At 73.8% G+C, this 14,443-nt stretch carries 16 protein-coding genes; 2 read left to right on the top strand and 14 right to left on the bottom strand.

What is annotated here, in order from left to right:
* Positions 1-9 precede the first annotated feature (9 nt).
* The 14 genes from ABD976_RS04010 to ABD976_RS03945 form a co-directional block, all read right to left on the bottom strand.
* A complete protein-coding gene (locus ABD976_RS04010; protein ID WP_345357270.1) occupies positions 10-639 on the bottom strand; it encodes a histidine phosphatase family protein in 630 nt (209 codons plus the stop codon).
* Positions 636-1,961 carry a glutamate-1-semialdehyde 2,1-aminomutase gene (gene hemL / locus ABD976_RS04005; protein ID WP_345357267.1) on the bottom strand — a complete coding sequence of 442 codons (1,326 nt, stop codon included), beginning with the start codon at positions 1,959-1,961 and terminating at the stop codon, positions 636-638. Before hemL ends, ABD976_RS04010 begins: the two co-directional genes overlap by 4 nt.
* Before the next feature lie 52 nt (positions 1,962-2,013).
* Positions 2,014-2,331 (bottom strand): hypothetical protein, encoded by a 318-nt coding sequence (locus ABD976_RS04000; protein ID WP_345357264.1) that lies wholly within the window; start codon positions 2,329-2,331, stop codon positions 2,014-2,016.
* A 221-nt stretch (positions 2,332-2,552) separates the two neighbouring features.
* A complete protein-coding gene (locus ABD976_RS03995; protein ID WP_345357261.1) occupies positions 2,553-2,993 on the bottom strand; it encodes a hypothetical protein in 441 nt (146 codons plus the stop codon).
* Positions 2,986-3,411: a hypothetical protein gene (locus ABD976_RS03990; RefSeq protein ID WP_345357258.1), complete on the bottom strand. Its 426-nt coding sequence runs from the start codon at positions 3,409-3,411 to the stop codon at positions 2,986-2,988. Before ABD976_RS03990 ends, ABD976_RS03995 begins: the two co-directional genes overlap by 8 nt.
* 5 nt (positions 3,412-3,416) lie before the next feature.
* Positions 3,417-4,094 (bottom strand): hypothetical protein, encoded by a 678-nt coding sequence (locus ABD976_RS03985; protein ID WP_345358691.1) that lies wholly within the window; start codon positions 4,092-4,094, stop codon positions 3,417-3,419.
* Positions 4,095-4,156: 62 nt separating this feature from the next.
* Complete coding sequence (locus ABD976_RS03980) at positions 4,157-5,053, bottom strand: hypothetical protein (RefSeq protein ID WP_345357255.1); 897 nt, start codon at positions 5,051-5,053, stop codon at positions 4,157-4,159.
* Between the two features lie 61 nt (positions 5,054-5,114).
* The gene (locus ABD976_RS03975; RefSeq protein ID WP_345357252.1) at positions 5,115-5,645 is read right to left on the bottom strand and encodes a hypothetical protein; all 531 of its coding nucleotides are present in this window, start codon (positions 5,643-5,645) and stop codon (positions 5,115-5,117) included.
* Entirely contained in the window at positions 5,642-6,616 is a 975-nt protein-coding gene (hemB, locus tag ABD976_RS03970; protein ID WP_345357249.1) for a porphobilinogen synthase, read from the bottom strand. The genes ABD976_RS03975 and hemB overlap by 4 nt, the downstream gene beginning before the upstream one ends.
* A 290-nt stretch (positions 6,617-6,906) precedes the next feature.
* Positions 6,907-8,439 carry a bifunctional uroporphyrinogen-III C-methyltransferase/uroporphyrinogen-III synthase gene (locus tag ABD976_RS03965; protein ID WP_345357246.1) on the bottom strand — a complete coding sequence of 511 codons (1,533 nt, stop codon included), beginning with the start codon at positions 8,437-8,439 and terminating at the stop codon, positions 6,907-6,909.
* Between the two features lie 18 nt (positions 8,440-8,457).
* Positions 8,458-9,393 carry a hydroxymethylbilane synthase gene (gene hemC / locus ABD976_RS03960; RefSeq protein WP_345357243.1) on the bottom strand — a complete coding sequence of 312 codons (936 nt, stop codon included), beginning with the start codon at positions 9,391-9,393 and terminating at the stop codon, positions 8,458-8,460.
* Entirely contained in the window at positions 9,390-10,802 is a 1,413-nt protein-coding gene (locus ABD976_RS03955; protein ID WP_345357240.1) for a glutamyl-tRNA reductase, read from the bottom strand. Before ABD976_RS03955 ends, hemC begins: the two co-directional genes overlap by 4 nt.
* Positions 10,799-11,635 carry a redox-sensing transcriptional repressor Rex gene (locus ABD976_RS03950; RefSeq protein ID WP_345357237.1) on the bottom strand — a complete coding sequence of 279 codons (837 nt, stop codon included), beginning with the start codon at positions 11,633-11,635 and terminating at the stop codon, positions 10,799-10,801. The genes ABD976_RS03955 and ABD976_RS03950 overlap by 4 nt, the downstream gene beginning before the upstream one ends.
* A 404-nt stretch (positions 11,636-12,039) precedes the next feature.
* Positions 12,040-12,282: a glutaredoxin family protein gene (locus ABD976_RS03945; protein ID WP_345357234.1), complete on the bottom strand. Its 243-nt coding sequence runs from the start codon at positions 12,280-12,282 to the stop codon at positions 12,040-12,042.
* Positions 12,283-12,598: 316 nt separating this feature from the next.
* Between ABD976_RS03945 and ABD976_RS03940 the strand changes: the two genes are divergently transcribed.
* Both ABD976_RS03940 and ABD976_RS03935 read left to right on the top strand, forming a co-directional pair.
* Positions 12,599-13,222 (top strand): RNA polymerase sigma factor, encoded by a 624-nt coding sequence (locus tag ABD976_RS03940; protein ID WP_345357231.1) that lies wholly within the window; start codon positions 12,599-12,601, stop codon positions 13,220-13,222.
* 165 nt (positions 13,223-13,387) lie between these two features.
* On the top strand, positions 13,388-14,326 hold the full coding sequence (locus ABD976_RS03935) for an HAD family hydrolase (protein ID WP_345357228.1): 939 nt from the start codon (positions 13,388-13,390) through the stop codon (positions 14,324-14,326).
* Positions 14,327-14,443: the final 117 nt, after the last annotated feature.

Raw genomic sequence — 14,443 nt, 5'->3', positions numbered from 1 at the left:
CCGACTCCCTCATGCCCCGGTCAACTTCGGGTCCGTGCCCCCGGCGGGTTCGACGTAGGCGACGCGGACCAGCTCCTCGCCCCGGAACACCAGGGAGGTCAGCGACGCGAGCGAGCACTGCCGCCGCCGCGGGTCGTGCCACATGGGCTTGCCCTCCAGGAACCGGCGCAACGTCCAGATCGGCAACTGGTGCGAGACGCAGACGGCTTCGCGGCCTTCCGCGGCCGTCCGCGCGCGGTAGGCGGCGCCGAGCATCCGGCGCGCGATCTCCAGGTACGGCTCGCCCCACGACGGGCGCAGCGGGTTCCACAGCTTCGACCAGTGCGCGGGCGAGCGCAGCGCCCCGTCGCCGACCGAGACCTTGAGCCCCTCGAACTGGTTGTCCGCCTCGATCAGCCGCTCGTCCACGGCCACGTCGAGCTCGAACGCCGCCCCGATCGGCGCGGCGGTCTGCTGGGCGCGTTCCAGCGGCGAGGCGACGACGTGGGCGATGTCGCGTCCCACCAGGAACTCGGCGACGCCCTTGGCCTGCTGCTCGCCCCGGTCCGACAATCGGTACCCGGGCAGCCGGCCGTAGAGCACGCCCTCCGGGTTGTGCACCTCGCCGTGGCGCAGGAAGTGCACGACGGTCCCGGTCATGGTGCTTCCGCCCGGGCCGCGGCCTGCGCCGCGTGCGGCGCGGCCTCGGCGATGGTCTCGAACGCGGCGTCGTCCATCGCGGCGTTGACGAACCAGGACTCGAAGGCGCTCGGCGGCGGGTAGACGCCGCGCCGGAGCAGCTCGTGGAAGAACGGCGGGAACCGCCAGGTCTGCTGCCGCTGCGCGCCCGCGTAGTCGTGCACCGGCTCCTCGGTGAAGAACACGCTGGTCAGGTTGCCCGCGACGGCGACCTGGTGCGGCACGCCCGCGGCGGTCAGCGCCTCGCCGAGCAGCTCGCCGAGCCGCCGGGCGTTGCGGTCCAGCGCCTCGTACACCGCGTCGTCGGCGGCGCGCAGGTTCGCCAGTCCGGCCGCGACCGCGATCGGGTTCCCGGCCAGGGTGCCCGCCTGGTAGACGGGTCCGGAGGGCGCCAGCTTCGACATCACGTCGGCGCGACCGCCGAACGCGGCGGCGGGCAGCCCGCCGGACATCACCTTGCCGAAGGTGTAGAGGTCGCCGGCCACGCCGTCGATCCCGAACCAGCCCGCCCGGGACACCCGGAAGCCGGTCATCACCTCGTCCATGATGAGCAGCGCACCGTGCGCGCTGGTCAGCTCCTTGAGCCCGGCGTTGAAGCCCGGGGCGGGCGCGACCGCGCCCATGTTGCCCGCGGCGGCCTCGGTGATCACGCACGCGATCTCGTCGCCCTGCTCGGCGAACACCTGCCGCACCGCGTCGAGGTCGTTGTAGGGCAGCACGAGGGTGTCGGCGGCCTGCGCGCCGGTGACCCCGGGCGTCGTCGGCAGCCCCAGGGTGGCGACCCCGGACCCGGCGCTGGCCAGCAGCGCGTCGACGTGCCCGTGGTAGCAGCCGGCGAACTTGACGACCTTGCGCCGCTCGGTGAAGCCGCGCGCCAGCCGGACCGCGCTCATCGTCGCCTCGGTCCCGGAGTTAACCAGCCGGACCTGCTCGACGGGCAGCACCCGGTCGATGATCTCCTGCGCCAGGTCGATCTCCCCGACGCCGGGGGTGCCGAACGACAGCCCCTCGGACGCCGCGTCCCGGACCGCCCGCACCACGTCGGGGTGGGCGTGCCCGTTGATCATCGGGCCCCAGGAGGACACCAGGTCCACGTAGCGGTTGCCGTCGGCGTCCCAGAGGTGGGGACCCTCCCCGCGCACCATGAAGCGGGGCGAGCCGCCGACCGAGTGGAACGCCCGGACCGGCGAGTTGACGCCTCCGGGAGTCACGGACCGGGCGCGCTCGAACAGCTCGCGCGACCGCGGGACGGATTCGTCGCTGGCGGGATTCGCAGGAGTCACGACCCCCAGTCTGACAGGCGGCGCGGCGTGTCCGGGCACACCCCGGCGGCGCTCAGCCGCGATCGCGCACCCGGATGGCCAGCACGAGTTGCCGGATCGCGTCGAGCACGAGCAGCGCACCGACGCCGCCCGCCGCGATGGCGGTGGCCAGCCAGCTCCCGATGGAGCGGGTCACCACGTCGGTCGCGCCACCCGGTCCGGGCAGGTAGATCGGCACGATCCCGCGCCCCCAGGCCCACCAGGCGGTGACGGCGAGGCCGAGCGCGATGAGCAGTTCCACGGCCGCGATCGCCGTCCGCCACGGCTGGTGCACGCCGGACCGCTCCTGGGTGCCCTGCTCCGTCCCGTCGACGGGCCACGATTCCGTCACGGTGCAAAGCCTCTCACGTCCGCTCGACGCGCCGGACCCGCTCCCCACCGCCACGCCCCGCGACGTCAGCACCGACGGGACGTCCACCCGTTCGAGAACGGAGTGAGGGGCACCCTTGCCCCAGTTACTTGGGCAAGGGTGCCCCTCACTCCAGCTTCAGCATGCGGCGGAGCGCATGTGGTGCGGCACGCAACCGGCACCGTCGCGGGTTCTCAGCTCCGCTAGGGCTCGCGGTGCACCAGCGGGGTCAGGTGCTCGGTGAGCGCCGCCGGTTCCTTGGCCCAGCCCAGCACGACGTCGCCGCCGGTCAGCCGGATCGGCACTTCGCCGGTGCCCTTCGGCGCCGTCCAGCCGCCGCCGAGCACCCGGGCGCCGATCGGGGCGCCGACGTCGCCGACCTCGGCGATCCGGGACACCTCCACCCGCTCCCGGCCCTGCACGAGCTCGTCGGGGGTCAGCCGCAGCGAGCAGAGCCGACGCCTGCCGTGGACCCACAGCGCCGCCGCCCCGGCCAGCGCCATCCCGATCAGGGTCCACGGCACGAGGTTCACCGGACCCGGGGTGAGCCCTTCGACGGCCAACCCGAACAGCGCGAACGCCGGTCCCCAGGCCACCGGCCACCAGGTGCTGCCCGGTTCGGCGTAGAGGACGTGGTCAGTCATGTTCGCCGGTCACCCACTCCGTGCTGGTCGGCCACCACAGCAGCAGCCCGGCGACCGCCCCGAACAGCACCAGCACCCCGTTCACGCTGAGCACCGCGCCGGTGCCCAGCAGCATCAGCAGGTGCACCACCGCGAAGCCGGTCAGCAGCAACCGGGCCCACGGCCGCCGCCGGAACAGCAGCGCGCCGAGCACCAGGTACGCCGCGGCGAGCCCGATCCCGAAGGCGGTGTTGACCACGAGGAGGTGCCGGGCGTGCCCGGCGGCCTCCCCGAGCGGGGCGAGACCGCCGCCGGCGACCTGGTCCGGCAACGCGTCGCGACCGGCCCACATCACCGCGGTCTGCAGCAGCAGGAGGAGGGCGACCACCCACCACCCGACGATGGACAGCCGCAACTGGCGCGGTGGACCGCTCGCCACCTGGCTCACCTCCGGTAGGCCGCGGCCTGGAAGTAGTGGTTCGACGGCTTGAGGAACACCAGCACGATGAACGCCGCCATCGCCACCAGGCCGATGCCGTTGGCGGCGTAGCTCAGGGCCAGCATCGAACCGGGCACCTCGACGCCCTCCGGCATGGTGCCTGCGGTCATCCCGCCGTTGATCAGCCCGGTCAGCGCGTTGAGCACCCACAGCGCGGCGAAGACGGTGAGCGTCACCCGCGCCCAGCCGCGCCCGGCGCGGAGCTTGAAGCCGAACAGGATCCACAGCCCGGTCAGGACCAGGTAGAACACCGTGACGATGATGTAGACCACCATCATCGCCGCCCTGGTGGCCGAGGCGATGTCCGACATCATCTGGCCGTCCTGGATGCCGGAGTCGCGCGCGGTCGCGTTGATCATGTCCTCCGTGAAGCCCTGGACGAGCACGAACGACACCACGGTGAGCACCGTGACCACCAGCGGGACGACCACGCTGATCCAGAACGCGGTCTCCACGGTCGCCGGGCGGCGCGGTCCGTGCATCTCGTGCGCGGGCACCTGCGGCGCCGCGTAGGGGTTGTAGCCGGGCTGCTGCGGGTACTGCGGCATCGGGCCCGACTGCGGGTACGGGGTCTGCTGCGGGTACTGCGGCTGACCGCCGTACTGCGAGGGGTCTTGAGGCATCGTCACGGCTGAACAGTATGAACGGGACATCGGCGCTGTCCACTCGCTTCGGGTGAACTCGTCTACCGGCTGCGGCGGACGGCCTGGAAGTAGTCGTTGGACGGCGCCAGGAAGGCGAGCACCAGCGTCGCCCCGATGGCCAGCACCTGCAGCACCGACAGCAGGACGGTGACCGCACCGCCGCCCGCGCCCTCGGACACCGACGGGACGGTGAACAGGATCCAGACCACGCCCACCACGGTGATCACCACCCGCGCCCAGCCGCGCCCGCGCCGCATGAACACCAGGAACATGATCCACAGCGCCGCGAGGACGACGGTGACCAGCACGAGCATCCCCAGCGTCACCGAGTACAGCGCGCGGGCCTGCTCCAGGGTGAGCGGCTGGCCGAGGGCACGCGCCTCCGCCACCACGGCTTGCAGCTGCGCGGGCGAGACCATGAAGTAGGCCGCGGCCAGCATCGCGAAGCCGACCACGACGCTGGCGATGCCCGCCCAGAACGACGCGTCGACCGTGCCCGGCCGCTCGACCGGCCCGTCGTCGGGCGCGGGCGGTGCGCCGTGCTGCTGGGCGTAGGGCGGGGGCTGCCCGTACGGCGGCGGTTGCGTCCCGTAGGGCTGGCCGTAGGGCTGCCCCGGCTGGCCGTACTGCGGGTGGCCGTAGGGCTGGCCGTACTGCGGTTGGCCGTATCCCGGTTGGCCGTAGGGCTGCCCCGGCGGCGGGTGACCGCCCGCCGCGTTCGGCGGGGGTCGGCCGGAGCCGCCCTGCTCGGGCGTGCCGTAGGGCCCCGGGCCCTGGGCGGGCCACTGCTCGCCGGGCGCGCCGTAGGGGCCGGACGGCTGGTCGCCGTGCGGCGTCTGCTCCTCCGGACCGGACGGGCCCTGGCCGCCCGCGGAGCCGTCGTCCGCGCGACGATCGTCGTCGGGCTGCGGTCGCCCGGGTTCCTGCGGCGGGGTCACGTCCTCACGGTAGCCCCGGACCTGCGGTCACGACCAGCCGTGACCGTCCGGTGACGCTCCGTCAGCGCGCCCGCCGCACCTCGCGGAAGTAGCGGTTGGACCCGGGGTGGAACATGAACGCGATGGCCACCACCTGCAGCACCATCACGACGGCCGAGAAGACCAGGTTGCTGGTGGGCACCTCGATGCCGGTCAGCTCGACCAGCACCGCCCGGTCCACGGTGATCACGGTGAGCAGGGTGACCGCCGTGCTGAAGGCGTTGAAGCCGCCGAAGACGGTGAGCACGATCCGCGCCCAGTTGCGGCCTTCGAGCATCCGCCGGGACAGCAGCAGGTAGACCATCAGCGACAGCGCCGACAGCAGCACCGCGAACAGGATGCCGCTGCTGGCGGCGGCGTCGATCTGGTCCTGCCGCAGCTCCGGCGCCTCCTCCCGGAGCTGGGTGACCAGCGCTTCCCGGTCGGCGAGCTGCACGAAGGAGCGGAGGAAGCCGACCAGCACCGCGGCGATCCACACCCAGCGCGCCCGGTGCAGCCACACCGGCGCCGCGTCCCCGGGCTTGGTCGGCCGCTGCTCGGATTCGACGCTCATCGTCGCAGCCACCTCGCGGCCTCGGTCGCCCAGTAGGTGAGCACCACGTCGGCCCCGGCCCGGCGGATCGAGGTCAGCGACTCCAGCACGGTGCGCTCCCGGTCCAGCCAGCCCTGCGCGACGGCGGCCTCGATCATCGAGTACTCGCCGGAGACCTGGTAGGCGGCGACGGGCACGTCGGCCACCCCGGCGACGTCGCGCAGCACGTCCAGGTAGGACAGCGCGGGCTTGACCATCACCATGTCGGCGCCCTCGGCGAGGTCCAGGTCGACCTCGCGCAGCGCTTCCCGCCCGTTGGCGGGGTCCTGCTGGTAGGTGTTGCGGTCGCCGGTGAGCTGCGAGTCCACCGCGTCGCGGAACGGGCCGTAGAACGCCGAGGCGTACTTCGCCGAGTACGCCAGGATGCCGGTGTCCTCGAAGCCGGTGGCGTCGAGCGAGTCCCGGATCACGCCGACCTGGCCGTCCATCATGCCGCTGGGGGCGACCACGTGCGCCCCGGCGTCGGCCTGCGCGACCGCCATCTCGCCGTAGAGCTGGAGGGTGCGGTCGTTGTCGACCACGCCGCGCTCGTCGAGCACGCCGCAGTGGCCGTGGTCGGTGAACTCGTCGAGGCACAGGTCGGCCATCACCACGGTGTCGTCGCCGACCTCGGCGCGCACGTCGCGCAGCGCCACGTTGAGCACGCCCTCGGGGTCGACCGCGCCGGAGCCGGTCGCGTCCCGCGCCGCGGGCACCCCGAACAGCATCAGCCCGCCGACCCCGGCGGCCACCGCGTCGGCCGCGGCCTGCCGCAGCGAGTCGCGGGTGTGCTGGACGACGCCGGGCATCGACGCGATCGGCACGGGTTCGGCGGCGCCCTCGCGGACGAACATCGGCAGCACCAGGTGGCGGGGCTCGACCGAGGTCTCCGACACCAGGCGGCGGACGGCGCCGTTGCGGCGGAGCCGCCGGGGCCGGTGCGACGGGTACATGCGGACTCCATTCGCGGGTTCTAGGACTGGGAGAGGCCGACGGACTGCTCTTCAGAAAGCGGCGGAGCCGCTTTGCGGTGCGGCCGTCAGCTCGCACCGCCGCGGGTTCTCAGCGGTCTTCTCGCGAGGACAGCCGTGACGCCGTGTACGTCGTTGGTACATCAGGAACGGCTCCCGCAGCGAGAAGGCCGCTGAGGTTCCGCCACCCGCACCGCCACGCAGGCCATTGGCGAAACACCCCTGAAGCGGCCGGGCGGGGTGGCCTTGCCGCCCCGCCCGGCCGCGTCAGCTCAGCTCCGGCGCGCGCGCTTGGCCTTGCGCGGCGGCGGCAGCGCGCCTTCCGCGCGCAGCCGGGCCGCGTGCTCGGCCAGGGCGTCGACCAGCGCGGGGACCTGCGCGACCTCCGGCTGCACGTCCACCCGCAAGCCGAACTCCTTGGCCGTCTCGGCGGTGTTCGGGCCGATGCAGGCGACCAGCGTCCGGGCGTGCGGCTTGCCCGCGATGCCGACCAGGTTCCGGACGGTGGACGAGGAGGTGAAGCACACCGCGTCGAACCCGCCGGTCTTGATCATCTCGCGGGTGTCGGCCGGCGGCGGCGCGGCGCGCACGGTCCGGTAGGCCGTGACGTCGTCGACCTCCCAACCGCGCTCGCGCAGCCCGGCCGACAGCGTCTCGGTGGCGATGTCGGCGCGCGGCAGCAGCACCCGGTCCACCGGGTCGAGGATGTCGTCGTGCGGCGGGAAGTCCTGCAGCAGGCCCTCGCTGGTCTGGTCCCCGGAGGGCAGCAGCTCCGGCATGATGCCGAAGGAGCGCACCTTCTCCGCGGTGGCCTCCCCGACGCAGGCGATCTTCACGCCGGAGAACGCGCGGGCGTCGAGGCCGAACTCGGCGAACTTCTCCCACACCGCGCGCACCGCGTTGGCCGAGGTGAACACGACCCACTGGTAGCGGCCGTCGACCAGGCCCTTGACCGCGCGCTCCATCTGCGCGGGGCTGCGCGGCGGCTCCACCGAGATGGTCGGCACCTCGTGCGACACGGCGCCGTGCGACCACAGCCGGTCGCTCATCACGCCCGCCTGCTCCTTGGTGCGCGGCACCAGCACCTTCCAGCCGTACAGCGCGCGGGACTCCCACCAGGACAGCCCGGACCGGTCCGCGGCCAGCTCGCCGATCGTCACCACCAGCGGTCCCTGCAGCTCGCCGGCGTCGGCGGGCAGCGAGGCCAGCGTGGTGTCGATGGTGCGCTGCTGCACCGTGGTGCCGAACGCGGTCACCGCGACCGGGGTCTGCGCGGGCTTGCCGTGCTCGACCAGCGCCGAGGCCGCCTCGGCGAGGTGGCTGCCGGTGGTGTGCAGCACCAGCGCGCCCGGGACCCCGGCCAGCGCGGGCCAGTCCACGTCCCCGCGGACGTCGACCTCGGTGTGCGTCGCGCCCAGCGCGATGCCCGCGTAGGCCGGGACCGCGCTGCCCGCGGCGACGCCGGGGATGACGTCGAAGGCGGCGCCGGTCCTGGCCACCTCCCGCACCTCGCGGACCACCGCGTCGGCGGTCAGCGGGTCGGCGGCGACCAGGCGCACCACGGGACGGCCGGTGGCCGCCTCGTTCGCCAGGTCCTTGGCCACGTCGGCCGGGTCGCCCACGGCCGGGCGCACCTCGGCGCCGTCGGAGGCGAATCCGACGACGTCGGCCGGAACGTCCGGGTCGGTCACCACCAGCGAGGCGCGGGTGATCGTCTCCCGGCCCCGGACGGTGAGCAGTCCCGCGTCGCCGGGACCGGAGCCCACGAAGGCGATTCGTCCGGGGGTCTTGCGTGCTCGGGTCATCAGGGCACTCCCCATCAACTACTGCCCGGGGCCGCTGAGCAGAGCGGCCCTGGCATCGAGCAGTTCGGCGGCCAGGTCGCGGCCGAGCTGCTCAGCGGCGGTCGTCTCACCAGTGGCGGAGGCACGGACCAACTGGTGGTCGTCGGTGGCCACCACCCCGCGGATGGACAGCCGCTGCGCCACGCGGCCGTCCTCGTCGAGGTCCTCCACCACTTCGGCCAGCGCGCCGATCGGCGCGCTACAGCCTGCTTCGAGCGCGGCCAGCATGGCGCGCTCGGCGGCCACCGCGGCGCGGCTGGCCGGATCGTCCAGAACGGACTGCAGCAAGTGCTCGGTGTCCACGTCGTCGACGCGGCATTCCACGGCGAGCGCGCCCTGGGCGGGCGCGGGCAGCATCTGCAGTGGATCGAGCGTTTCCGTGATCACCTCGAGCCGGCCCACCCGGGCCAGCCCGGCTCGGGCGAGCACGACGGCGTCGACTTCGCCGTCGGTCACCTTCCGCATCCGGGTGTCCACGTTGCCGCGGATGCCGCGCACCTCCAAGCCCAGGCCGAGGGCCTGGAGCTGGCTGGCGCGGCGCGGCGAACCGGTGCCCACGACGGAGCCCGGGGGCAATTCGCCGAGCGTCAGACCGTCCCGGGCGATGAGCGCGTCGCGCGGGTCCTCGCGGACCGGCACGGCGGCCTCCGACAGCCGGGGGTCGGGTTCGGTCGGCAGGTCCTTGAAGGAGTGCACCGCGACGTCGACCTCACCGCCGGCGAGCGCCTCGCGCAGCGCGGAGGTGAACACGCCGACGCCGATCTCGGCGATGGGCGCCATCGAGCGGTCGCCCGGCGTGCTCACCGTGACGAGCTGGGTCTGGTAACCGGCCTGTTCGAGCTGCTCGGCGACCCAGGCGCTCTGCGCCATGGCCAGCGCGCTGCTCCGGGTGCCGATGCGCAGGGTCTTCATCAACGGTCCTCACCGTCCTGTCGGGTGCTGTCGCGCAGGTCGGCGCGCCCGGCGGACTTGGCCCGCTGGGTGCGCGCGACGTTCGCCCCACCGTCGAGCACCTCGTCGGCCTGCGGCGAACCGATCAGCGCGGTGGTCTGCGGGTCGAGCTCGAACAGCTCGCGCAGCGCGTCGGCGTACCCGGCGCCGCCGGGCACCGAGGCGAGCTGCTTGACCCGGACGGTCGGGGCGTGCAGGAGCTTGTCGACCACCCGCCGGACGGTGCGGGTCAGCTCGTCGCGGACCTTGCCCTCCAGCTCGGGCAGCCGGGAATCCAGCCGCAGGAGTTCGGCGTCGACCACCTCGGCGGCGCGCTTGCGCAGCGCCGTCACGGTGGGCGTCACCTCGGCCGAGCGCTGCGCCGCGAGGTAGCCGCGCAGCTCCTCGGCGACGATCGCGGCGGCCCGTTCCGACTCGCCCGCGCCGCGCTGCTCGGTGAGCCGCTGCTGCAGGCTGGCCAGGTCGACCACGGTGACCCCGGGCAGCAGCGCCACCTCGGGCGCGGTGTCGCGGGGCAGGCCGAGGTCGCAGAACACCAGGGGGCGCTCGCCGCGCCCGTCGATCGCCGCGCTCACCACGTCCTCGGTGACCACCGCGCCCACGGCTCCGGTGCAGGTCACGACCAGGTCGGCGGCGGCGATGGCGTCGTGCAGGCCGGACAGCGCGACGGTGCGGGCGGTGACCCCGTCGGCGCGCAGCGAGGCGGCCAGCCGCTCGCCGTTGGCGGCGGTGCGGTTGGCGATGACGACCTCGCCGATGCCCGCCCGGCGCAGCTGCGCCGCGGCCAGGCCGCCCATCGAGCCGGCGCCGACCAGCAGCGCGCTGCGCCCGGCCAGACCGCCGAGCACGGCGTCCCCGTCGGCCAGCGCCTCGGAGACCACCGAGGCGCCCTCGTCGTCGATCTCGGTCTCGGCGTGCACCCGCTTGCCGACCCGCAGCGCCTGCTGGGCCAGCTCGTGCAGCGCCTTGCCCACGGTGCCGTTCTCGTCGGCGGCGCCGTAGGCGGTGCGGAGCTGGCCGAGGATCTGGGCCTCGCCGACGACCATCGAGTCCAGCCCGGCGGCCACCGAGAACAGGTGCTCGACGGCGGCGCCCGCGTAGTAGACGTACAGGTGGTCGGCCAGTTCGCCCACCTCGGCCCCGGCGTGCCGGGCCAGCACCGAGGTCACGTCGTCCAGGCCGCCGTGGAAGGTCGCGGCCACGGCGTAGACCTCGACCCGGTTGCAGGTGGAGACCACGAAGGCCTCGGTGAGGTGGTCGCGGTGCAGCAGCTCGTCGAGCACCTTGCCGATCTGCTCCGGGCTGATCGCGACGCGCTCCAGCACCCGCACCGGGGCGCTGCGGTGGGACATGCCCACGGTGAGCAGGTTCACGGCCGAACCACCATCCCGTTCACGGAGTCCATCTCGGCGGGCACCGGTCCCGCACCGTCCAGCGGACCGAGGTCCGCGCCGTTCGCGGTGGCGGCGTCCTGCTGGCGCCGGGCCACGTGGAACGACAGGATCTGCATCTCCACCGCGAGGTCGACCTTGCGGACCTCGACGTCGTCGGGCACCTGGAGCACGACGGGGGCGAAGTTGAGGATGCAGCTCACCCCACCGGCCACCAGCCGGTCGCAGACCTCCTGCGCGCCCTGGGCCGGGGTGGCGATGACGCCGATGGTGACCTCGCGCTCCTGGCACACCTCGACGATGTCGTCGACGTGCCGGACCGGGATACCGCCGACCGGCACGCCGTCGAGGTCCGGATCGAGGTCGAACAGCGCGGAGACCGGGAAGCCCCGGCTCGGGAAGCCGCCGTAGTTGGCCAGCGCGTGCCCGAGGTTGCCGATGCCGACCACCGCGACGCTGTGCTTGCGGGTGAGCCCGAGGGTGCGCTCGATCTGCCCGATGAGCACCGAGACCTCGTAGCCCACGCCGCGGGTGCCGTAGGACCCGATGTAGGACAGGTCCTTGCGCAGCTTGGCCGAATTGACCCCGGCGGCGGCGGCGAGCTCCTCGCTGGAGACGGTGGTCACGGACTCCTCGTCGAAGCCGGACAGCACCCGCAGGTACACCGCCAGCCGCGCGACCGCCGCTTCCGGGATGGCTCGGGCCCGTTCGCGCGCCGCGGGCACCTCGACGTCGGGTGACTCCTTGGCCGCAGCGCGGTCGCCGGTCCCGGACCGGTCCTCACCGCCCTGCACGTCGTCTCCGTGGGACGTCACGCTGACTTCTCCCTCGCCCTGCTCACTGCCTGCACCTGCCCCCGCGCCCCGTCGCCCGCCGGCCGCGGGCACCCGCACCGCCGCCCGCGGCGGCCGGGAGCGGACCTCGGTTCCGACGAGCCCTGCCCGCGACGGTCGCGGTGCGGCACCGCGGCCCCGGCGTTCGGGTTCCGCGGGCGCCTCCGGTGCGACGTCCGACCGGAGTCGCCCACCCGGCGGCACGGCCCCGTACACGGTAACCGCTTGTGAACACAGGCACAAAGTCGCCGGAGTCGCCGGGCAGCGCGTTCGCACGCCTGCCCCGACATCATCGCCCATGGCCCCTCTACGTGCCAAAACGCGTGGTCCGGGGCACTTTCGGGGGCGTGGGCGCGGCGCTTCCGCGGCACCGGGGCGGGTCACGATCACCACCGACCGGTCAGCGCGGCGCGGAGCCGGGACTCCTCCACCTTCCAGAAGCCGTGCTCGTCCCCGTCGACCAGGATCACCGGCACCCGGTCGCCGTACTCGGCGCGCAGCTCGGGATCGGCGTCGACGTCCGACGCCGTCCAGGGAACCCCCAGGTCAGCGCAGATGCGCCGGACGTCGGCGAGCGCCTCGTCGCAGGCGTGGCAGTCCCGCCGGGTCATCACCGTCACCTCGTGCATGGCTCTCCCGCTGGCACTGAAACTGGAACACTTCCAACTTACCCGCACCACGGGGGTGCTCGGCCCCGGGTCGAGCGCCCGGACGCACCGGCAAGGGCACAGGTCAGGATGCGGTCCGGTGGCGAACATCACCCGCCGAACGGCTCCGGCGGGCGCCCGGCCGGACGGCACGAGTCCGCCGCGAGCCCTACCTACTTCCCAGTAACTCCACGTATGCTGCTGCTCCCAACGCCACGCCCGGGCGACGACCAGGCCCGCGACCGCGTCCCGGCGCACCGCGGACCCGTCCGCCACCGACGGCAGGAGGTCGGCAGACATGAGCAGCACCGCGCTCGCACCCCCCGCCCCCGCGGTCCGCGCCGCACCGCGCCACCGACCCGTCCCGGCTCCCGCGTGCTGGGCCAACGTCCGCGCCGCGCAGCGCGGCGACATCGCCGCCTTCGGCCGCCTCTACGACGAGTACGCGCCGGTGGTGCACCGGTACGTGCTGTTCCGGGTCGGCGACCCGGCGCTGGCCGAGGACCTCACCAGCGAGACCTTCCTGCGCGCGCTGCGCCGGATCGCCTCGGTGAGCTACCAGGGCCGCGACGTCGCCGCGTGGTTCATCACCATCGCCAAGAACCTGGTGCTCGACCACGTCAAGTCCAGCCGCAACCGGCTGGAGATCCCCACCTCCGAGCTGGTGGAGAGCACCGCCCCCGGCCGCACCCAGCTCGGGCCGGAAGCCCACGTGCTCGCCGAGTTCACCCAGCGCGAGCTGCTGGACTGCGTGCGGCGGCTCAACCCCGACCAGCGCGAGTGCATCCGGCTGCGGTTCCTCCAGGGCCTGTCGGTCGCGGAAACGGCGAGTGCGATGCGCCGCGGCGAAGGTGCGGTGAAAGCTCTGCAACACCGCGCGGTGCGCAGGCTCGCCCAGCTCCTGCCCGACGATCTCCGCTGACCGCCATCGCCGCCGGTCGCACCGGTTCCGGTGGTTCCCCGACACCGCCGCGGCAGCCGTCCCGATCCGGTTGAGCGCAGGTCTTAAGCTGGACGCCTGCTGATCCGTCGGCAGACCTGGATACGACCGACACGGACACACCGGAGAACCCGGGGAGGCGCGGCGGTGCCGACACGTCAGGGCTCAGCCGATGGCGCGAACCAGGACGGCGTGCGCGCGGACGCGGGCGGGGTGCCGGTCGACAGCGCCAAGCTGGCCGGTCGGGCGTCGGCCGAGGCGGCCGTCGCGGCGGCCCCCACCGGGGGCGGCGGGGGCGGGCCGACCGCCCCGGACCTCACCGCCGCGGCGTTCTTCGACGTGGACAACACCATGATGGTCGGCGCCTCGCTGTTCCACTTCGCGCGCGGGATGGCCGCCCGCAAGTTCCTCACCGCCTCCGACCTCGCCGGGTTCGCCTGGCAGCAGCTCAAGTTCCGGGTCGGCGGCCGGGAGAACCCGGAGGACATCCAGGCCAGCCGCGAGCAGGCGCTGTCGTTCGTGGCCGGGCGCCAGGTCTCCGAACTGGTGGAGCTCAGCGAGCAGATCTACGACGAGCTGATGGCCGACCGCATCTGGGCGGGCACCCGGGCGCTGGCCCAGCAGCACCTGGACGCCGGGCAGCGGGTCTGGCTGGTCACCGCGACCCCGGTGGAGCTGGCGCAGATCATGGCGCGCCGGCTCGGCCTCACCGGTGCGCTGGGCACCGTCGCGGAGAACACCGACGGCGTCTACACCGGCAGGCTGGTCGGCGAGATGCTGCACGGCCGGGCCAAGGCGCACGCGGTCCGCGCGCTGGCCGCCAGCGAGGGCCTGGACCTGCGGCGCTGCACGGCCTACTCGGACTCGTCCAACGACATCCCGATGCTCAGCGCGGTCGGCACCGCCGTGGCGGTCAACCCGGACACCCGGCTGCGCGAGATCGCCCGCTCCCGGGGCTGGCCCATCCGCGACTTCCGCACCGGCCGCCGGGCCGCCCGCATCGGCCTCAACTCCATCGCCGGAGCGGGCGCCGTGGCGGGCGCCTTCGCCGCCGGCCTCGCCTACCGCCGCCGCGACCGCTCGTGACCCCCGAACCCGGTGAGGGGCACGCACGACGTCGTCACCCGTTCGGGAAGTAGGTGAGGGGCACCCTTGCCCCAGTTACTTGGGCAAGGGTGCCCCTCACTCAGGCCCCCAACGGGT

Origin of the sequence: Saccharopolyspora cebuensis, from assembly GCF_039542665.1 — a bacterium.
GTDB lineage: Bacteria > Actinomycetota > Actinomycetes > Mycobacteriales > Pseudonocardiaceae > Saccharopolyspora > Saccharopolyspora cebuensis.
The sequence above is the reverse complement of the archived record's forward strand: the minus strand, read 5'-3'. Positions and strand labels throughout refer to the sequence as shown.